General features: G+C 44.7%; 16 protein-coding genes. 12 read left to right on the forward strand and 4 right to left on the reverse strand.

From position 1 onward, the window contains the following. A complete protein-coding gene (locus V7K30_RS01995) occupies window positions 1–702 on the reverse strand; it encodes a 5'-methylthioadenosine/S-adenosylhomocysteine nucleosidase family protein (RefSeq protein ID WP_334996601.1) in 702 nt (233 codons plus the stop codon). A gap of 332 nt (window positions 703–1034) precedes the next feature. Between V7K30_RS01995 and V7K30_RS02000 the strand changes: the two genes are divergently transcribed. The 4 genes from V7K30_RS02000 (at window position 1035) to V7K30_RS02015 (ending at window position 7112) form a co-directional block, all read left to right on the forward strand. Continuing rightward, window positions 1035–3734 (forward strand): efflux RND transporter permease subunit, encoded by a 2700-nt coding sequence (locus tag V7K30_RS02000; RefSeq protein ID WP_334996603.1) that lies wholly within the window; start codon window positions 1035–1037, stop codon window positions 3732–3734. Continuing rightward, entirely contained in the window at window positions 3734–4717 is a 984-nt protein-coding gene (hpnA, locus tag V7K30_RS02005) for a hopanoid-associated sugar epimerase (RefSeq protein ID WP_334996605.1), read from the forward strand. Before V7K30_RS02000 ends, hpnA begins: the two co-directional genes overlap by 1 nt. Window positions 4718–4923: 206 nt before the next feature. Beyond that, window positions 4924–5943, forward strand: coding sequence for an adenosyl-hopene transferase HpnH (gene hpnH / locus V7K30_RS02010; protein WP_334996607.1), 1020 nt, complete (start codon window positions 4924–4926; stop codon window positions 5941–5943). 290 nt (window positions 5944–6233) lie between these two features. Further along, on the forward strand, window positions 6234–7112 hold the full coding sequence (locus tag V7K30_RS02015; protein ID WP_334996609.1) for an alpha/beta fold hydrolase: 879 nt from the start codon (window positions 6234–6236) through the stop codon (window positions 7110–7112). Between the two features lie 157 nt (window positions 7113–7269). Here the strand turns inward: V7K30_RS02015 and V7K30_RS02020 are convergent, their stop codons facing one another. Next, window positions 7270–8358: an aliphatic sulfonate ABC transporter substrate-binding protein gene (locus V7K30_RS02020; RefSeq protein WP_334996611.1), complete on the reverse strand. Its 1089-nt coding sequence runs from the start codon at window positions 8356–8358 to the stop codon at window positions 7270–7272. A 34-nt stretch (window positions 8359–8392) separates the two neighbouring features. Then, window positions 8393–9049 carry a class I SAM-dependent methyltransferase family protein gene (locus V7K30_RS02025; RefSeq protein WP_334996613.1) on the reverse strand — a complete coding sequence of 219 codons (657 nt, stop codon included), beginning with the start codon at window positions 9047–9049 and terminating at the stop codon, window positions 8393–8395. A gap of 1288 nt (window positions 9050–10337) precedes the next feature. On the opposite strand from V7K30_RS02025, the gene V7K30_RS02030 reads away from it, so the two are divergent. From V7K30_RS02030 to V7K30_RS02060, 7 genes are all read left to right on the forward strand, one after another. Beyond that, complete coding sequence (locus tag V7K30_RS02030) at window positions 10338–10859, forward strand: phycocyanin subunit beta (RefSeq protein ID WP_334996615.1); 522 nt, start codon at window positions 10338–10340, stop codon at window positions 10857–10859. Between the two features lie 86 nt (window positions 10860–10945). Then, window positions 10946–11437 carry a phycocyanin subunit alpha gene (cpcA, locus tag V7K30_RS02035; protein WP_334996617.1) on the forward strand — a complete coding sequence of 164 codons (492 nt, stop codon included), beginning with the start codon at window positions 10946–10948 and terminating at the stop codon, window positions 11435–11437. Window positions 11438–11601: 164 nt separating this feature from the next. Beyond that, window positions 11602–12414, forward strand: coding sequence for a phycobilisome linker polypeptide (locus V7K30_RS02040; protein WP_334996619.1), 813 nt, complete (start codon window positions 11602–11604; stop codon window positions 12412–12414). Window positions 12415–12587: 173 nt separating this feature from the next. Next, complete coding sequence (locus V7K30_RS02045) at window positions 12588–13457, forward strand: phycobilisome linker polypeptide (RefSeq protein ID WP_334996621.1); 870 nt, start codon at window positions 12588–12590, stop codon at window positions 13455–13457. An 81-nt stretch (window positions 13458–13538) separates the two neighbouring features. Continuing rightward, window positions 13539–13796: a phycobilisome linker polypeptide gene (locus V7K30_RS02050; RefSeq protein ID WP_334996623.1), complete on the forward strand. Its 258-nt coding sequence runs from the start codon at window positions 13539–13541 to the stop codon at window positions 13794–13796. Further along, entirely contained in the window at window positions 13796–14641 is an 846-nt protein-coding gene (locus tag V7K30_RS02055) for a HEAT repeat domain-containing protein (RefSeq protein ID WP_334996625.1), read from the forward strand. The genes V7K30_RS02050 and V7K30_RS02055 overlap by 1 nt, the downstream gene beginning before the upstream one ends. A 170-nt stretch (window positions 14642–14811) precedes the next feature. After that, window positions 14812–15540: a HEAT repeat domain-containing protein gene (locus V7K30_RS02060; RefSeq protein ID WP_334996627.1), complete on the forward strand. Its 729-nt coding sequence runs from the start codon at window positions 14812–14814 to the stop codon at window positions 15538–15540. 218 nt (window positions 15541–15758) lie between these two features. Here V7K30_RS02060 and V7K30_RS02065 read toward each other — a convergent pair whose 3' ends face one another. After that, window positions 15759–16409: an HD domain-containing protein gene (locus V7K30_RS02065; protein ID WP_334996629.1), complete on the reverse strand. Its 651-nt coding sequence runs from the start codon at window positions 16407–16409 to the stop codon at window positions 15759–15761. Between the two features lie 641 nt (window positions 16410–17050). Here V7K30_RS02065 and pruA point away from each other — a divergent pair. After that, entirely contained in the window at window positions 17051–20035 is a 2985-nt protein-coding gene (gene pruA, locus V7K30_RS02070; RefSeq protein ID WP_334996631.1) for an L-glutamate gamma-semialdehyde dehydrogenase, read from the forward strand. The last annotated feature ends 145 nt before the right edge of the window (window positions 20036–20180 follow it).

The raw sequence follows: 20180 nt of genomic DNA on the forward strand, positions 1-20180 counted from the left end.
TTATTCTAGCTTATTGCCAGAAAAGAGGAGATTTGTAACTTGCTCTAACACCTTTAATGCTGTTAATGAACCTCGAATCAGCCGAGTCGCAGCAAGGGGTTGTCGAAGCATTCCCATCGCTAAAGGAAAAGGGTTTAGGGAGCCATCAGAGTTAATTGCTGATGTGAGATCAGGGATATTATGCTGACAATCGTCGCTGACTACTCGCAGCATTGCCACGGCCACCCCAGCTGCATTGAAAAACTCTAGGGCGGTAAATCCTTCCATATCAACAACATCAGCCGCCAAAGTCTCACCTAAACGGCGTTTTTCAGCAGCAGACCAAATGAGGCGATCGCTTGTCAATGCCTTGACTAATGACCCTTTTTGTGATAAAAAAGAGTGCAATTGTTCTGTAAAATTGCGATCGCATTCTTGCTGCTTACCCTGATAGACACAATCTTGATACAGCACAATATCACCAACTGTGTGGCGATCGCTCAAGCTGCCACATATACCCATAATCAACACCCTGGATTTTGAAGCTAGAAATTGTCCATTTTCTGGGGATTGTTGCAGATATTTAAGTAAAGGCTTCATTCCTACAGGTATGGCTACTACCGTTGGGATGGAACCAGTAACGCCGCTTAATCCGCGACAGACAGCTTTATATTCTGCTCCCTGAGGTACCAGAATTGTGTTGATGGGCAAAAAATTAGGCACTAGCCCTCTCGACAGTTTCAAGTTTACGTTTGGGTATAAATAGGTGAGCGTGGCGTAATTCTTCTCTACCTTGGAGAGCGATGTCTACGACGTGCTATGACGCTCGAATACTCGCTAACGGCGTCGCAGTTTGTAAAACTCCGACAGAAAAATTCCTTATGCTCGACAGAACCAACTTTCATTTCTAAAGTTCCATTCTGGATTAAAAATTTTGCCACATCTGAGTGACAATAAGTAATATTGCCGTATGGTGGTGACCAAAACTCGCAAACCGAAGGTGATTGCAGTAGCATAACTAAATAATTGTGTCACCCACACGATAATTTTCCAAGATGGTAAAGCTTCATAACTCCAAATCCGCACGAGAAATCTTCAATATTTCCAAATTGGCGATTCAATTTTCGTGGCTGACGGTGAGTTTTTGGATTGCCGTAACGGTAGCTGGTGTTCTCGCTTTCAGTTCCCTTAAGTATGCCTTGTTTCCAGATATTACCTTTCCAGTGGTGGTTGTGAATGCTACAGCTCCCCTGACAACTGCTCTGGATACAGAGGCGAAGCTCACCAAACCCTTGGAAGAACGCCTCCGCTCTCTAGAAGGACTGGAAGATATCCGCTCATCCACCTATCCTGGTCAAACTGCTGTTAGCCTTTCTTTTGCTGTTGGGACGAATTTAGAAACATCGACCAAAAAGGTTGAAACTGCCCTCAAGCAGTTGACTTTGCCTCAGGGAGCAACTGACAAAATTATTCCCCTGAATCTAAACGAGTCAGCCGCCATTAGCTATGCCATAGAGAGTCCGACGCGGAATCTCAAAGATTTGACGAAGTTGGCGCAAGATGAGATTGTGAGTGCGATCGCTAAACTACCAGGAGTCCTGAAAGTCTCACTACTAGGCGCTGCTACTGCAACTCCTCCTTTAAATCCAGCGAATACTAGTGCAGCAGTCCCGCAAAGTGGGGCAACATTAGTGCGGTTTAACGGTCAAGATGCACTCGCATTTCAGGTAATCAAACGCGGTAACGCTAACACCTTGGAAGTAGTGAGTCAGGTTGAGAAAGAAGTTCAAAGGCTACGCTCTACCCTCAAGGATGTCAAACTCACCTTAGCTGCCACCCAAGCAGAATATATCCGCCAAGCCACCCAGTCAACAATCGATGCTTTGCTGGAAGCAGTCGTCTTGTCGATAGTGGTAATTTTTCCTTTTTTGTGGAATTGGCGGGCAACTCTCATCTCTGCCTTGGCGATTCCTACGTCTATTTTGGCGACGTTTATCGTCATGGCAATTTTCGGCTTTAACCTGGAGACAATCACCCTGCTGGCTTTAGCTTTGGTGATTGGTAGTATTGTTGATGATGCGATCGTGGATGTGGAAAACATCATGCGACACGTTGAAGATGGGGAAACTCCTCGCCAAGCGGCGCTTTTAGCGACAAATGAGATTGGGTTGACAGTCACCGCCGCCACTTTGACAGCAGTAGCAGTTTTTCTGCCCATCGGTTTGATGGGTGGTGTAATCGGTCAGTTCTTCAAGCCTTTCGGCATCACTGTTTCAGCGGCGATGCTTGCTTCGATGCTAGTTGCTCGGACTTTATCTCCAGTTCTGGCTATCTATTGGCTGAAGCCTAAATCCTCGCTCTCCCCGCGTCGGGAAGCAAAAAGCTGGGTAGCATTTGCTCAATCTTACAGAAACTTGCTGAGTTGGTCTTTGAATCACCGCAAGATAGTTATCGGGTTAGCTGTCCTCAGCTTCATCGCAGGTATAGCACTGATTCCACTAATTCCCAAAGGGTTTATTCCCAAACTCGATCGCGGCGAATTTAATATTGCTTATACGGCTCCTTTGCCGAGTATGCCCGATTTAGGCAGAGGGGGACAAGAAGAACAAGGGAGCAATATTCCCAGTCCCCAGTCCCCAATCCCCAATCCCCAATCCCCAATCCCCAATCCTTTAAACGATTCTCTTGAGGTTGCTAAAAAACTAGAAGATGTAGTCAGAAAATCACCGGCAGTTGAAACGGTCTTTACCACTGTTGGTTCTCGTGAGGGTGAGCCGAACAAAGGCACACTATATGTAAAGTTAAAGGAAAACCGGACAATCACAACTGGAGAACTACAAGACCAATTGCGCTCCAACTTACCTGTCCTTTCTGGGGTAACTACTAGTGTTGAAGATATTCAATTTGTCGATTCCGGCGGTCAAAAACCCCTGCAAATAGCATTGCAAGGTGATAATCTCCAAGCTCTGAGCAAAGCAGTCAAAGCGATTAAAGAAAGGATTCAGAGGCTACCGGGATTCGCTGATGTCACAGTTACAGGTGAAACGAATCCACAGGGCACAGTTTTTCAAATCGAGCGTCTGAATAATCAGCGCGTAGCCTACATCAGTGCTAATCTTGGCAAAAATCTGTCCTTGGGTGATGCCACTGACAAAGTGGTAGCTGAAGCAAACGCCGTGTTACCCTCTAATGTTTCCTTAAATTTAGGAGGAGACTCTGCCCGTCAAGATGAAGTTTTTGGTAGTTTCGGCACTACTCTAGCTCTATCTGCCTTGTGTATTGTCATAGTACTAATTTTGCTGTTCAAAAGCTGGGTAGACCCTCTGGTTATTGGTGTCTCTTTGCCTTTGGCACTAGTGGGGGCAATGTTGGCGCTACTAGTCACCAAGAGCGACTTTGGCATGATCTCATTGATCGGTTTCGTCTTTTTGCTAGGGCTGGCAAATAAAAATGCTATTTTACTTGTGGATTTCATCAATCAGTTACGCAATGCTGGCTTAGACCGTACTGAGGCGATTCTCAATACTGGAATAGTGCGCCTCAGACCAATTATGATGACCACTGCCTCCACTATCTTAGGGATGCTACCGATCGCCTTAGGTTTTGGTGCGGGTTCGGAATTGCGATCGCCTATGGCCGTAGCGATCGCTGGTGGACTAGTAACTTCTACTATCCTCAGCTTGATTGTTGTGCCAGTAGTTTACACCATTTTGGATGATTGGTTTCCCCGATTTCAGAAGAGGGGGACAGCTTGATGCAAGTATTTGTCACGGGGGGTACGGGTTTTATTGGTGCCCATTTGGTACGGTTGTTGCTGCAACAGGGTTACACAGTCAAAGCACTGGTACGCTCAAGCAGCAATTTGGAGAATTTACGCGGTTTGGAGGTGGAAATTGTCAAAGGTGATTTAAATTCACCAAATCTCTGGCAACAGATGCTTGGTTGTCAATACCTATTTCATGTGGCAGCCCATTATTCTTTGTGGCAATCAGACCGAGAATTACTGCATCGTCATAATGTCCTGGGTACGCGCAATGTGTTAGCAGCAGCTCGCAAAGCTAACATTGAGCGCACCGTCTACACGAGTTCAGTGGCAGCAATTGGGGTAGGATCATCTGGTCAAGTCGTCGATGAAACACATCAGAGTCCCTTAGAAAAGTTGGTGGGTGACTATAAAAAGTCTAAGTTTATGGCTGAACAAGAAGCTATGCAAGCCGTTGCTACAGGTCAGGAGGTAGTTATTGTCAATCCCAGCAGCCCCATTGGCTCATTGGATATCAAACCTACCCCCACGGGTGATATAATCTTACGGTTTTTGCGACGGCAAATGCCCTTTTACTTAGATACTGGTCTAAATTTTATCGATGTGCGGGATGTGGCATGGGGGCATTTACTAGCTTTACAGCGAGGTAAATCAGGCGATCGCTATATCTTAGGTCATCAAAACCTAAGTCTCAAGGAACTACTCGAACAACTCGCCGATATCACTGGTTTGATAGCACCTCAACGAACAGTACCCGCTTGGTTGCCCCTTAGTGTTGCCTGGATTGATGAAAAGATTCTCGCACCCTTGGGTAAATCGCCCTCAGTGCCATTGGATGGCGTTCGGATGGCAAAACAACCTATGTATTATGATGCTGGAAAGGCTGTACAAGAGTTGGGTCTACCCCAATCTTCGCTGAAGGCAGCACTCAAAGATGCTGTGGATTGGTTTGTTGCTCAGGGTTACGTCAAATGAGAAATTTAGCGATTCATTCACATGGCCACACCCCCAATCCCTCCTCGCCTGCGGGGAGGGGAGCGTTTGCTTCAGCAAATGCGGGGTGGGGTGCATTGTATTGCAATCAAATGAGAAGTCGATGCAATACGCACTAGGAGCGCACATCTGGGTAGACCGACAATGACTGTGGTGTTTTTATATCTAAAAGAGGAGCGATCGCAACAATGGCAGTTAATCTACAACAAGCTATGGATATTGGGAAGTATCTTGTTACTCAGCGTTTAAAAGGACGTAAACGCTTCCCCTTAGTATTAATGTTGGAGCCTCTTTTTCGGTGTAATCTAGCCTGTACTGGTTGTGGTAAAATCCAACATCCCAAGGAAATTTTAAAGCAAAATCTCACCCCAGAACAATGCTTTACCGCAGTGGAAGAGTGCGGCGCACCGGTTGTCTCAATTCCTGGGGGAGAACCTCTGCTGCATCCTCAGATTGATGAGATTGTTCAGGGATTAATTGAGCGCAAGAAATATATTTACTTGTGTACTAATGGTTTGTTGTTAGAAAAGAGCCTGGATAAATTTCAACCTTCCCCTTACCTGACTTTTAGCGTGCATTTAGATGGGATGCGGGAATTGCACGATCAGTGTGTCGATCGCAAAGGTGTTTTTGATATTGCTGTCAAAGCTATTCGCGCCGCTAAAGCTAAAGGCTTTCGTGTCACCACTAACACGACTATCTTTGAGGGTACCCAACCCAAAGATATGCAAGAGTTCTTCGACTTTGTAGAAACACTAAATACTGACGGGATGATGATTTCTCCCGGCTACAGTTACGAGTGGGCACCAGATCAAGATCATTTTCTCCACCGAGAACAAACACGCGCCCTCTTCCGCGAAATTCTGGCTCCCTTGAAAGCTGGTGAAAAAAACTGGAACTTCAATCACAATCCGCTGTTCCTAGATTTTCTCACTGGTGAGAAGGACTATGAATGCACGCCTTGGGGTAGCCCTAGTTATAGCGTTCTCGGTTGGCAAAAACCTTGCTATCTGCTGAACGAAGGTTATTACTCTACCTTCAAGGAATTACTCGCACAAACTGACTGGAGTCAATATGGCCAGAAGAGTGGTAATCCCAAGTGTGCTGATTGTATGGTTCACTGCGGCTACGAACCCACCGCCGCAATGGACGCAATGCAACCGCAAAATATGGCGCGTGCCCTTGGCAGTGTGTTTGGTAGGAATTAGTAGGTAGTAAATGCTACATATTTAGAGCGGGCGATGCCTGCGCCGAGCTACGCCTACGCCCGCTCTAATCATTATCAGGACTTACGCAAAAAGGCAGTGAAAGCCCTGATTTCCCGTAGGGGCAATTCATGAATTGCCCCTACAGCGTGTAGTTTTGCGTAAGTCCTAATTATGATTGCCCTGGAATAGACCCAAGAAGATCCGGTAAGAGCTAAAAAAAGATACTTCTTCAGAGATATCGCGACAGTTCCCTCAGCTAACTTCTGCGAAATTCATCAGGAAAAATACTCATGCCATTTGTATCTGTTCGTGATTTGCAAATGTATTATGAGATTCGTGGCACAGGTCAACGCCTGCTTAGTATCAGTGGTACTGGAGGTGACTTGCGCCGCTTGCCTACTATTTTTGACTCACCGCTAGCCCCACACTTTGAAATCCTGGCTTACGATCAGCGCGGTCTTGGCCAAACCTCGAAACCCAATTTTCCCTACACCGTAGCAGATTACGCCGCTGATGCGGACTCTTTGCTAAATGCAGTCGGGTGGGAGAAGTGCCATGTCATAGGGATTTCCTTTGGGGGTATGGTAGCTCAAGAGTTGGCCCTACGCTATCCGCACCGCGTTAAACGTCTTGTTTTGGCGTGTAGTAGCAGTGGCGGTGCTGGTGGGTCGTCATATCCACTGCACGAACTCGTGAACCTCCCTAGTGAAGAAGTGGCTCGTCGGCAGATAACAGTTACTGATACCCGTTGGCAAGAAGAGGCTTGGCTCTCTAGCCAAACTACACAATTTGAGGAACTAGTGAAGCTGACACTAGCGGCTTCTAAAGAGGGTGCAGACGAACCAAGTCGTCAAGTTGGGCGTCTTCGGCAGCTTGAGGCTCGTGCTGCTCATGATACCTATAATCGACTTTCTCAGCTGGATATTCCCGTTTATATCTGCGGCGGTCTTTACGATGGCATATCTCCTCCTGCCAATCTTGAGGCAATACACAAACAGATACCAGGTGCTTATTTAGAGTTCTTCAAGGGTGGTCATCGCTTTCTCTACCAAGACCCGCAAGCATTTAAGCGGATTATAGAGTTTTTACAAGACAATACGCTTGGGTTAAGGCTAAAAACTAAAACTGATGTAGGTTGGGTTGAGGAACGAAACCCAACAAAGTCCTAAGGATGTTGGGTTTCGCTGTTGCTCAACCTCAACCTACTTTTCTTCTTAACCCAAGCGTATTGTTTTACAAGATAAATTTGATTAGAGAATTGCATTAACAATGCAAGCCAACGCATTAGCATTGCAAAAGATTGCATTTGGCTTTTGCCCCTTCAAGCTACTTTTGGCTAATTGATTCTGGAGTAATTGCAGCATATTGTTCAGGTGTCAACACAGCCTCCTGAATATTGATTTTTTTAGGAAGGACTCCATATTTATAGAAGTAATCTGCAACTCGTTGTTGGTCTTTAATTAACTCTGGGGAAATAGCTCTTAATCCGTATGTACGGCGGCTAACTACCGTTTGCATAATGTCTGGAGGTAGTTTTTGGTATGGTGCGATTAGGTTTGCTGTTTCTTGGGGATGTGCCTCAGCCCAGCGCTGGATTTTATCAATCTCCTCAATCACTATCCGTAGCACTCCTAGATTGTCACTCGCAAATTGCCTCGCACCAATATAGTATGCACCAGGGGTATCAAGTCCTTGGGCAGTTTTGATCACTCGGATCTTACCTGCTTTTTCAGCCAGAGCCAAATAGGGATCGCTAGCCAGCCAAACGGGAATTTTTCCTTCTAGAAAAGCACTACTAGCTTCTACGGTGGGTATACTCAAAATTTTAATATCGCTAGGTTTCAAACCTGCATCTTCCAATGTTCTGAAGACGAAATAATGAGACGCAGAAGCTTTTTGAAAGACTATTTTTTGTCCCTTGAGATCCTTGACGGTCTTAATGGGAGAATTTGGTGGGACAGCTATCACACTTGATATGCCCGTTTTTTCAGTGCGTCGGGAACCAACAACGTAAACGATTTGAGCGCCAGCAGCTTGGGCAAAAATGGGTGGGGTTTCCCCAACAGAACCCAAATCGATTTTGCCGACATTCATCGCTTCCATCAGTTGTGGCCCTTGGACAAATTGTGCCCACTCGACCTTTACTCCCAGAGGTTCCAGACGCTTTTCTAATACTTTAGTTATTCTGACCAAATCGCCTGCTGATTGATACCCCATGCGAAGTACTTTGGTCTTGATTCCAGATGAATTGGTATCAGATACATTTATAGCAGAAGATAGGGTTTGAGCTTTTTGCCTTTCGGCTGTGCAACTAACTAATGTTAACGAAGTTGCCAAGGTTAACAGCCCAGGTGGTAAAAGCCCCGTGCAACGGCGAAAGATGTTTATATACTGAGATTTAACTGTAGCGACCATAAGTTTTTTGTCAGGAAAGTTTTAGAGGCATTATTTACCTGGCTTTACTTGGAACACCAGTAAACGCGAACAACTGTTGCTCTTTAGGTGCAGCTAAACTTTCACCAAGGTAACGATGAATACCTACTCCCATGTCTCCTGTTGCAGTCAGTTTGAAGTTCACTTCTTCAAATCCATATTCACGGAAAAATTTCCGAACAGTCTCTGAGTGGGGAATACCCTGAGAGTGTCCACGAGTCCAAATCACAAAAGCACCTTGTTTGCTGAGAAAACTCAGGTTTGCCAGCAAGCGATTGAGTTCAGGTTCGTCTGCGAGATTGCCGAATACACCGCATACAATCACAATGTCTGCTGGTACTGCTCCTACATAGTTAGAGGAAATAGTTGCATCACCATTGATAAACTCAATTTGTTTTGTCAAACCCAACGATTCTATTGTTTGTTGTCCACGTTCAACTAGTTGGGGATTTAGCTCTACGAGTCGGGCATAAACATCTTTTGCTCGTGGGTGATTTGATAGCGTTCCTAGCAAATCTCGTCCATCGCCGGCGCAAACACTTACTACACGGATTAACCCTGGTTGGGACAAATTCAAGCTATAGGAAATGTATTCCTGCACAATTTGCAGGCGTTGTTGCAATTTCGGTTCGTTCTTGTAGAGATCGTGCCATTCAAACCAGTCTTTTACCATAAGAGGTGATTTCCGTTTCCATTAACTATGAGGAAAGCAAAGTGACAAACACACTGGGTAATTCTATACTATGATAAATTTATCGATTAACCGTATTTAATGATTGAACGCAGACTATAGGACTCATATCTGATTTTTGAACAAGATTTCAGATAAAACCCTGATCAAACGGGCTTTTCAGTCTCAGTATGTTTTCAGAAATCAAATCGGAGTCCTATATCATGGAAATTCCTCCAAAATCAAGTCTTTTTTCTTTGGTTCGTGAATCCTGCAATTTTACAATTGAGAGCGTTTTAGACAGCTTTGTATTTCAATCTAGGAAAACTCACAGAAATACTGAGATGGAGTAGATGCTACAAAATCAACATAGATGCACTACATATTTCAGTACTACTCAGCCAAAATTCAAATTAAGACTTACCCCTCTTCTATGACTCTCACCAGATAAAAATCAGAAACCTTTGTTGTCACTAGTTTCTATAAATCTAGGGTTAGGTTGGGTTGAGGAACGAAACCCAAGTCAAAAATTCTCGATTTTGTTGGGGTTTCACGAATGTTCAACCCAACCTACAAATATTTTATTTTTTCAGAGTAATAAAAGAGTGTTACGCACCGAAGTCTGAAACCCTAATCCCGTTAACCCCCGCAAAACATGGCGCGTGCCCTTGGCAGTGTGTTTGGCAGAAGCGAGGAAGTAGCCAATACTACACAAATTAATGATGCGATGCCTGCGGCGGGCTGTTCGGCGTCGCATCTTTAAGGGATTTCCCAGAAACTATCCCATCTTTTGGGGTGGAGAGAATTCACTCCGGTTCGGTTAGCGTGTTGAGCACTCGAAGATCCCCGTATCAGCGTAGATACTTAGTGCCAAAAAGCATAAAAAATACTGCTTGTTTCATCGGTTTTTTAGCCTTTTTCAACTGAATAGTTATTTCCGCCGTGCTGTACTAACTTCTCAAATAAACTAAGAAATCAGAGTATTAAGTTATGTAAACGAAATTAACAAACATAACAATAATTTGTAATAAATAATGATGCGGCAGCATTGTATAAAGAGAACTTGGAAGTAAAAAACAACATCTTAATCAGGTTTTCCAGTCATTCACAGAAGTTTGAAGTTTTCTAACAAAAGTTTTAATCTGAAAGCCTGGAGATCGTAAACTTATTCCTTGGATGTCTGTTTTAAACCTTTCGTAACTCGTCAGGCAGTGCTGACATCAAAAAAACTGAATCGTTCAGTTTTGAGTCCAATTATTCTTAACCAAGCAAATCTAGGAGATTTAAGGTAATGGTTTTAGATGCATTTGCAAAAGTAGTTTCCCAAGCTGATACACGTGGGGAATACCTCTCCGATGCACAATTGGATGCATTGAGCGAACTAGTCAAAGATGGTAACAAGCGTGCAGATGCTGTTAACCGGATTACCAGCAATGCGTCAGCTCTTGTTGCTGCTGCGGCTCGTGATTTGTGGGCAGAACAACCCCAATTGATCACTCCCGGTGGTAATGCTTACACCAGCCGTCGTGCTGCTGCTTGCATCAGAGACTTGGACATCATTCTTCGCTACATCACCTATGCAATCTTTGCTGGCGATTCCAGCGTGCTAGATGACCGTGCCCTCAATGGTTTGCGGGAAACCTACTTGGCATTGGGAACTCCAGGAGCTTCAGTTGCTGTTGGTATTCAAAAGCTGAAACAAGCTTCCCTGGCCATTGTCAACGACACAAATAACATCACCAGAGGCGATTGCAGCGCTTTAGCATCTGAAATAGCTAGCTATTTTGATCGTGCTGCTTCAGCAGTAGCTTAAGGCAGATATTTCTGCTATTGACTGAGATATTGTCCATAGGACAAAACAAAATTTCAACCAAAAGTTTGTAAAAGGGAAATACCAAAATGACAAAAACACCTCTAACTGAAGCAATTGCATCAGCTGACTCTCAAGGTCGCTACCTCAGCAGCACCGAAATTCAAGTTGCTTTTGGTCGCTTCCGCCAAGCGCCAGCTAGCTTACAAGCAGCAAAAGCATTGAGCGCTAATGCTCAACGCTTGACCGAAGGTGCTGCTCAAGCGGTGTATAACAAGTTCCCTTACACCACTCAACAACAAGGCCCCAACTTCGCGGCTGATGCACGCGGCAAAGGCAAGTGTGTTCGTGATGTCGGCTACTACTTGCGGATTATCACATACGCTTTAGTTGTTGGTGGCACAGGCCCCTTGGATGACTTCTTGATTTCTGGCTTGGCTGAAATCAACCGGACTTTTGATCTATCTCCTAGCTGGTACATTGAAGCCCTCAAGTACATCAAAGCTAACCACGGTCTAAGCGGTGATCCAGCTGTTGAAGCAAATTCCTACATCGACTATGTAATCAATACTCTAAGCTAGAGTGTTTCTTTAGCCCGGAGAGGAAATCAGCTCTTATGACAAGTAAGTTCTATGAGTTGTTTACCTCTCCGGGCAGTTTTATTTTCAAAAGACTGTTAAAAGACGAGAAAAAATTTTTCTAAAAAGTTTTCAGTTTTGCAGTTAAAACTGAGGAGGTTTTAAAGATGGCAGCTTTGGGACAAGCAGCAAGATTAGGAATTGGAGCATTTGAAAACTCAACACCGGTAGAACTACGTCCCGATAGAACAGAAGCGGACGTGGCAGTGATTATCCGGGCGGCTTACCGTCAGGTTTTGGGTAATGCATACCTCCTAGAAGGAGAGGGTCTGGAGAGTGCAGAATCACTTTTGCAGCAAGGTGCAATCTCAGTTCGGGGATTTGTGCAAGCCATTGCTCAATCGGAACTCTATCGGGATAAGTTTTTTTCCTCCAATTCGCAAACTCGGTTTATCGAGTTGAATTATAAGCATTTATTGGGGCGTGCCCCGGAAGATGAGTCAGAAATTTCGTACCATGTTGAGCTTTACAACTCACAAGGTTACGAAGCTGAAATTAACTCCTACATTGACTCATTAGAATATCAAGAGAGTTTTGGCGAAAATATTGTGCCCTCCTATCGAGGCTTTAAAAGTCAAGTAGGACAGAAAAATGTTGGATATAGCCGACTGTTCCAACTATATCGGGGTTATGCCAATAGCGATCGCGCTCAAGGACAAAAACAAGGACGGCTAACCTGGGAAGTGGCTAAGAATCTAGCTTCACCCATTTATCCAGTCTCCGCCGGAGCCTTAACCGGACTCTCTACAGGTGGTCGCGGGGAAACATATCGCATCAGAGTGCTACAAGCAGCTTCTCCGAATTCAACCGTAGTGCGGCGGGGTACTGCGGAATTGATCGTACCCTACGAGCAACTTTCTAGTAAATTGCAGCAGTTGAATCGCAAGGGCAGTAAGGTTCTTAGCATTACGTCCGTATAAATAGGGAATCGGGAATTAAGTGAGGAGTTAGAAGTTGTGAGTGAGGGGTGAGGAGTGAGGAGTGAAGAGTGAGGAGTTTTGAATTCCTAACTCTACGCCTACTCTTAACTCCTAACTTTTAACTCCTAACTCCTAACTTTTCCCAACTACCAATTACAAAAGGAAAATTATCAATGGCTATTACAACAGCAGCGTCCCGTCTGGGGACAGAGCCTTTTAGTGATCAGGCTCCTGTAGAATTGCGTCCAAATGCAAGCAAAGAAGACATAGAGAGAGTAATTGCTGCCGTCTATCGTCAGGTGTTGGGCAACAACTACATATTGGCATCTGATCGCCTGATAAGTGCTGAATCCATCTTGCGCGATGGAAAAAATACGGTGCAAGAGTTTGTGCGTCAAGTAGCTAAATCAGAACTGTACAAATCCAAGTTTTTCTACGACAATTTCCAAACTCGCGTCATCGAACTTAACTATAAACACTTGTTGGGTCGTGCCCCCTATGATGAGTCTGATGTCGTCTATCACTTAGACTTGTATCAAAGCAAGGGATATGAAGCCGACATTGATTCTTATATTGATTCGCCAGAGTATCAATCTAGCTTTGGTGAAAATATTGTGCCTTACTATCGCGGCTTTAAAACCCAAACAGGACAGAAAACTGTAGGATTTAGCCGGATATTCCAACTTTATCGCGGTTATGCTAGTAGCGATACTTCCCAACTCAAAGGCAAGTCCTCCCGCCTTGCTAGCGAACTAGGTCGCAATAGTGCATCTATCGTTGTTCCTCCATCTGGTGGCCCCTCCGGCTTTTCATACGTTGCTTCCGAAAAAGGCGTTACCCCCAACAGTACTTTCGGTGGTGCAGGAACATTTGGTAAAGAAGGCAGACTCTACCGCATTGAAGTGGCAGGCGTTTTTGGCGCTGGATATCCTAGCACTCGCCGTGTTAATCAAGCGGTGATTATACCTTATGAAGAACTATCTAGTTACTTCCAGAGAGTGGTAAAACAAGGTGGTAAAATAGCCAGTGTGAAGCCACTTTAGTGTCAATGGTCAATAGTCAATAGTCAATAGTCAATAGTCATTATTAATGACTATTGAAAATTTTAAATTTGGAAGTGATTTATGCTTGGACAAATTAGTAGTAGAACTAGTAGTCGTTACTTCCGGTATGAAGTAGTCGGTCTACGCCAAAGTGAAGAAACCGAAAAAACTAACTATCCGATCCGTTCAAGTGCCACCGTGTTTTTCACAGTACCTGAGAACCGGATGAATCAAGAAATGCAGAGGATTACTCGCTTAGGTGGCAAAATAGTTAGTATTCAGCCATTGAACGCTGAGGCTAAAACAGATAGCGAACAAAGCGCTCCTCCTTCTTCCTAATGAATTCCAGTCCGCAGAAATTTGAAGATTTATCACCGACAGTTGACTTTACCGACGGTGAATCTTTAACAGTAGAGCAAGCGATCGCTAATCTTGAAAGTAGAGATTTAGGCTTGCGATTTTATGCTGCCTGGTGGTTGGGTAGATTTCGGATAGGTGAAACAGCTGCGGTTACAGGACTGATCAAAGCTTTAGAGGATGAAGCCGACAGGACACCAGAAGGCGGATATCCTCTGCGACGGAATGCAGCTAGAGCCTTAGGAAAACTAGGCGATCGCCAGGCAATATCACCTTTAATTGGGTGTTTAGACTGCTCAGATTTTTATGTGCGGGAAGCGGCGGCACAATCCTTAGAAATGCTGGGTGATCCGGTTTGTATTCCCGCCCTAATCAAGCTATTAGCAGTAGGTTTGCAGGGAGAGCAGCTTACATCAAAGCAGCCTGATTTATCTCAACCCTACGAAGCCATTTTAGAAGCCTTGGGAAGTTTGAGGGCGACTGAGTTCATCCCTTTGGTAAAGCCATTCTTAGAGCATCCAATCGAATTGGTGCAATATGCTGCCGCACGAGCTATGTATCAATTAACCCAAAAACCAGTTTATGGAGAACGGTTGGTAAAAGCTTTGGCAGGTGAGAAATTGCAATTGCGTCGAGCCGTGTTAGCAGATTTAGGAGCGATTGGATATCTACCGGCAGCAGATGCGATCGCCCAGACTCTTGCCGAAAATAGCCTAAAGTTAATTTCTCTTAAAGGATTACTAGAATATCAAGTTAACCACACAGCAGCAATCACTTTTTCAGCAGGTGCGATTAAAGTGATGAATTTGATGGACTCGCTGTTGTAGTCATAAATTCTAGATAATAAGTTGTCATTAATACGTTACAACAAAATGTTTACTACACATAAACCCCCAGCCCAACTACAAAATCAGGGCTAGGGGGTTTATGTATGATGTTAATTACGGATAACTTCAGCTACAATTGGCTGACAGCTAATGACCCATGAAAAATTATTATGAATAACAGTGAGCTTGCCCAAATATTGATCCGGGCTGTAGAAGAAGCAGACTCGTCAGAGCGCTTATCAGACGCAGTTCAAGAGTTAGCAGCAGCTGGTATAGAGGAATCTGTTCCTACTCTGATTGCAGCTTTGGGCTACAACAATCCAGGGGCGGCGGTGGCGGCGGTAGATGGACTGATTGCGATCGGGGAAGTCGCAGTACCGCCACTATTGGAACTAATTGATGACTACAACTATGGTGCTAGAGCCTGGGCTATTCGTGCCTTAGCGGGAATTGGCGATGTCCGGGCGCTCGATACTTTGTTCGAGGCAGCAAAAACCGATTTTTCCTTAAGTGTGCGGCGGGCAGCTGCCAGGGGATTAGGCACTTTGCGCTGGCATCAAGTACCGCCTGAGAAAGTGGAATCTGTTCAGACTCAGGTATTAGAGGCGCTATTATTAATTTCTCAAGATCCAGAGTGGGTAGTGCGCTATGCGGCAGTGACGAGTTTAGAAACACTAGCCATTGCAATAGCAGTCACTTTACCTGATCAAGCGTCGCGGATTACAAATCAACTTCAGCAAATGCTTGATACAGATACCGATTTGGGAGTTCGTACCCGTGTAAGATTTGCACAGGAAAAAATTCAGCAGCAACAACATCAGGAAGTGTTTGCACCGAAAAGAAAGCTAGAAGATACTGAAGTGCCTGAAGTGCCTCATCGTGGCGGTGGCAGACGTTAAGCAATTCAAAATTTCTAGCCGATGGTAGCTGCGGTACTGAGTTCGACGGCTCATATAGTGTCCCCTGGTTTTACTACGCAAAACCGTCCCTCTCCGAGTCGAAGAGGAACAGACTTGAACTTTAGGGATTTCCAAGAAATAAATTATCCCATCTTGTGGGGTGGGCGTCTCGCCTGCCCGTAATCATGGGCGGGCGAGATGCCCACTCCACAGTCAAACTAACCAGACAATAAAGATTGAATTTCTCTTTGGATATTGCCACGGGCAGATGGTTCGGCGAACTCTAACATTAAAGGCGTAGAGTAGATACGCGATCGCTGTAAAAATCTTTCTAAAACCTGCCGACGACCTGTGATATAATCTGCCTCTGCCACCCAGCCATACTCCTGGCGAATGGCATGGGCGTATTCTGGATATTCGACTAGGTTAGTAGCCAAAATCGCTAAATCTGCATCAAGTAGAACTTGGCTATCATAGTCATCCACCCCAGCTTGGTGGTCTTTAGTGTTCAGAATCAGATGCGTAATAGTGGTTATAGTACTTTCTGGAATACCCAAATTACTCAGCAACTCAAAAGCATAGTCTGCGCTTCGTTCTTCATTATCTTGAGCTTCAGTGTCATACACTACATCGTGAAACCAGGCAGCTAGTTGAACAGCAGCTAGGTTGTTGGTGTAGCCTTGCAGAATCTCAATTGTGCCCAGAACGTGATCAATGTGTTTTAGTGTATGGTAGTAGCGACCAGGGGTAGAGTAAGCTGCAACCAAGCGATTAAAGGCTTTCTCAGCCGCTACCTGGTCAACGCCAAAGGGTTGGAGTGTATGTTGCCAGTTAGAAAATAAAATATCCATAAAGTTTTCTGTAGGCATAGAGGCAGTATACCCATTCTTAGTATTGGAAAAAATAAGTACATCCTCTTAAAACGACAGGCGGAAGACGCAATCATAGAAGGGGTAAGGGAAAATGCTTCTCTTGTGCCCAATTATTCATCTGACAATTCAGGTTATGTGCAAAAGCCCACGAAAAACCTAATCCCCTTCCCATGTCGGGAAGGGGGAAAATTCAAAGTCTCTCTCCTAAAAGGCTACGGTGTATACACAAGTCCTAAAAACCTAGCTTGAATTAGGCTTGACTCGTTCCCATGCTCTGCATGAGGAATGCATTCATTGAGTCTCTGACTCAATATCTGACTGGAGGCAGCAGCCTCTAATCAACCATTCCTAGCTCTGCATGGGAACGAGAGAACAAGGAGAAATGAGAAATCGAGCTTTTTTCGACTTGTGTGTACACCGTAGCTCCTAAAAGGAGAGAGAAATAGAAGTGAGGTTTTCTAGATACCATGAAAAGTCAGAATTATTCATGTCCCCCAAAATTCTGATGGTCAAAAGCCACAGCTTCAATTTCAACTTCGGAAACCATTAGATATGGTGACAGCTAAATGAAAGCGTCAAAATAGAAGAGACAGGCTTTGTAAAAAAAGCCTTGCCTTGATTAACGGAGTTTATTATCAGTGGTATTACAAGTACAAACAAGCACCTACGAAGCTAAAACCCAAGAAATTGCTAAACAACTTCTAGCAGCAACGCAGGAAAATCGTTCGTTTTTTTCTTCCCTGCGGGATCAAATGCGCTGGGATGATAAATTACTAGCTTGGGCGATGAGTAATCCTGGGTTGCGGGTGCAACTATTTCGCTTTATAGATACGTTACCTGCATTACACAGTAAATCAGAAATTGCCTCACATTTACAAGAATATCTCGGAGAGGAGTCTGTAGAATTACCGGCAGCTTTGAAGGGAATGCTAAATTTTGCTAACCCTGACTCTGTGCCAGGACAAGTTGCTGCTACAACTGTTGGCACAGCGGTTGAGACTCTTGCTCATAAATATATTTCTGGGGAAAATATTAAACAAGTCATCAAAACAGTTGAACGACTGCGAAAAGAAAAAATGGCTTTCACCATCGACTTACTTGGTGAAGCGGTGATTACCGAAGCTGAAGCGCAGTCTTATCTAGAACGCTATCTAGAATTAATGCAACAATTGGTGGAAGCATCGAAGAATTGGACAGCTATCCCGGCGATTGATGAGGCTGATGGCGAACTCATCCCAAAAGTTCAGGTTTCTGTGAAGTTAACGGCGTTTTATTCTCAATTTGACCCTTTAGATGCTAAAGGTAGTGAGGAGCGAGTTAGCGATCGCATTCGGATTCTCTTACGTCGTGCTAAAGAATTAGGCGCAGCTGTGCATTTTGATATGGAACAGTATGCCTATAAGGACATAACTCTCAGCATCCTGAAAAAACTATTACTGGAAGAAGAGTTTCGGCAACGCACAGATATTGGCATGACAATTCAAGCATATCTGCGTGATAGTGAGCAAGATACCAAAAACCTAATTTCTTGGTTGAAACAGCGCGGTTATCCCCTGACAATCCGCTTGGTGAAAGGCGCATATTGGGATCAGGAAACTATCAAAGCAGCGCAGAAGCATTGGCCACAGCCAGTTTACAACGAGAAAGCGGCAAGTGATGCTAACTTTGAAACCATCACTCAGTTATTACTAGAAAATCATCAATATGTGTATTCTGCCATTGGTAGCCATAATGTGCGATCGCACTCTCGCGCCATTGCCATCGCTGAAAGTTTAAATGTCCCTCGCCGTCGCTTTGAATTACAAGTGCTCTACGGTATGGGGGATAAAGTTGCAAAGGCGTTAGTTGACAGGGGTTATCGAGTCAGAGTTTACTGTCCTTACGGAGAATTATTGCCTGGGATGGCGTATTTAATTCGGCGGTTGTTGGAAAATACCGCTAATAGTTCTTTTTTACGGCAAAATCTCGAAAATCGACCCATTGAAGAATTATTAGCGCCGCCGATTGTCAAAGAAGAGAACGTACAGACGCGATTAATCGCGTCTCCCAACTCTCATTTCCTTGGTGCTGCTGATACCGATTACGCTGAGGAAGAGGTGAGAACGAAGACGGCGCAAGCTTTCCAAAGCGTTCGCCAACAGTTGGGTAAAACTTATTTACCGCTGATTAATGGCGAGTATGTTAATACGCCGGAATTTGTTGATTCTCTGAATCCTTCCAATTTCAGTGAGGTAGTTGGTAAAGTCGGATTAATCAGCGTTGAACAGGCGGAACAGGCGATGCAAGCAGCCAAAGCGGCCTTTCCTGGTTGGAAGAAAACACCAGCTAAACAACGCGCTGATATTTTGCGGAAAGCGGGTGATTTGATGGAAGAACGCCGCGCCGAACTTTCAGTTTGGATAGTTTTGGAAGTTGGGAAACCAGTTAAGGAAGCTGATGGAGAGGTTTCTGAAGCGATAGACTTTTGTCGGTACTACGCTGATGAAATAGAACGATTAGATGAAGGTGTTAATTACGACATTGCTGGTGAAACTAATCGTTATATTTACCAGCCACGAGGCATTGCAGTAGTAATTTCTCCCTGGAATTTCCCGCTAGCGATCGCTTGTGGAATGACCGTTGCCGCTTTGGTTTCAGGCAATTGTACTCTCCTCAAACCTGCGGAAACATCTTCTGTGATTGCAGCGAAACTCACAGAAATCTTGGTAGATGCTGGTTTTCCCCAAGGTGTATTTCAATACGTACCTGGGAGGGGTTCGCAAGTCGGCGCTTATTTAGTAAATCATCCAGATACTCATGTAATTGCTTTTACGGGTTCCCAGGAAGTCGGCTGTCGAATTTACGCAGAAGCGGCAACTTTGAAACCTGGACAAAAGCATATGAAGCGGGTGATTGCTGAAATGGGGGGCAAGAATGCCATTATTGTCGATGAAAGTGCTGATTTAGACCAAGCTGTTGTGGGGGTGGTGCAATCGGCATTTGGTTACAGCGGCCAAAAATGTTCTGCTGCCTCAAGGGTGATCGTGCTGCAACCAATTTATGATACCTTTGTGCAACGCTTGGTGGAAGCGACAAAATCCTTGAACATTGGAGAAGCAGAGTTACCGAGTACACAAGTTGGGCCGGTAATTGATGCTAATGCCCGCGATCGCATCCGCGAGTATATTGAGAAAGGTAAGGCAGAAGCAGAAGTGGCGTTGGAGTTACCAGCACCCCAACAAGGATATTTTATCGGGCCTGTGATCTTTAGTGAAGTATCGCCAAATGCGGTAATTTCCCAGCAAGAAATTTTTGGCCCTGTACTGGCGGTAATTCGGGTGAAAGATTTCCAGGAAGCGTTAACAGTCGCTAACGGTACAAACTACGCCTTGACTGGCGGACTTTACTCTAGAACGCCTTCGCACATTCAGCAGGCGCAGACAGAGTTTGAAGTTGGGAATTTGTACATTAACCGCAATATTACAGGAGCGATCGTTGGACGGCAACCCTTTGGTGGATTCAAACTTTCTGGAGTAGGTTCTAAAGCAGGCGGCCCTGATTACCTCCTGCAATTCCTGGAACCACGCGCGGTTACAGAAAATATTCAGCGCCAAGGTTTTGCACCAATTGAAGGTGCAGATTAAACTACAAGAGTAGGTAGGGCATATGCCCCAAAACGGTTCGGTTAAGATCCCCCCGCCTGCGGCGACCCCCTTAAAAAGGGGGTAAAAGAAAGTTATGAGCAAGCCTTTTTAAGGGGGGTTGGGGGGATCTTCAAAATATTAAAAC

Origin of the sequence: Nostoc sp. (genome assembly GCF_036917655.1) — a bacterium.
Taxonomy (GTDB): Bacteria; Cyanobacteriota; Cyanobacteriia; order Cyanobacteriales; family Nostocaceae; genus Nostoc.

Coding starts and splice junctions, on each gene's coding strand:
- V7K30_RS02000 (WP_334996603.1), top strand. CDS start 1,035: ATGGTAAAGCTTCATAACTCCAAATCCGCACGAGAAATCTTCAATATT.
- hpnA (WP_334996605.1), top strand. CDS start 3,734: ATGCAAGTATTTGTCACGGGGGGTACGGGTTTTATTGGTGCCCATTTG.
- hpnH (WP_334996607.1), top strand. CDS start 4,924: ATGGCAGTTAATCTACAACAAGCTATGGATATTGGGAAGTATCTTGTT.
- V7K30_RS02015 (WP_334996609.1), top strand. CDS start 6,234: ATGCCATTTGTATCTGTTCGTGATTTGCAAATGTATTATGAGATTCGT.
- V7K30_RS02020 (WP_334996611.1), bottom strand. CDS start 8,358: ATGGTCGCTACAGTTAAATCTCAGTATATAAACATCTTTCGCCGTTGC.
- V7K30_RS02025 (WP_334996613.1), bottom strand. CDS start 9,049: ATGGTAAAAGACTGGTTTGAATGGCACGATCTCTACAAGAACGAACCG.
- V7K30_RS02030 (WP_334996615.1), top strand. CDS start 10,338: ATGGTTTTAGATGCATTTGCAAAAGTAGTTTCCCAAGCTGATACACGT.
- cpcA (WP_334996617.1), top strand. CDS start 10,946: ATGACAAAAACACCTCTAACTGAAGCAATTGCATCAGCTGACTCTCAA.
- V7K30_RS02040 (WP_334996619.1), top strand. CDS start 11,602: ATGGCAGCTTTGGGACAAGCAGCAAGATTAGGAATTGGAGCATTTGAA.
- V7K30_RS02045 (WP_334996621.1), top strand. CDS start 12,588: ATGGCTATTACAACAGCAGCGTCCCGTCTGGGGACAGAGCCTTTTAGT.
- V7K30_RS02050 (WP_334996623.1), top strand. CDS start 13,539: ATGCTTGGACAAATTAGTAGTAGAACTAGTAGTCGTTACTTCCGGTAT.
- V7K30_RS02055 (WP_334996625.1), top strand. CDS start 13,796: ATGAATTCCAGTCCGCAGAAATTTGAAGATTTATCACCGACAGTTGAC.
- V7K30_RS02060 (WP_334996627.1), top strand. CDS start 14,812: ATGAATAACAGTGAGCTTGCCCAAATATTGATCCGGGCTGTAGAAGAA.
- V7K30_RS02065 (WP_334996629.1), bottom strand. CDS start 16,409: ATGCCTACAGAAAACTTTATGGATATTTTATTTTCTAACTGGCAACAT.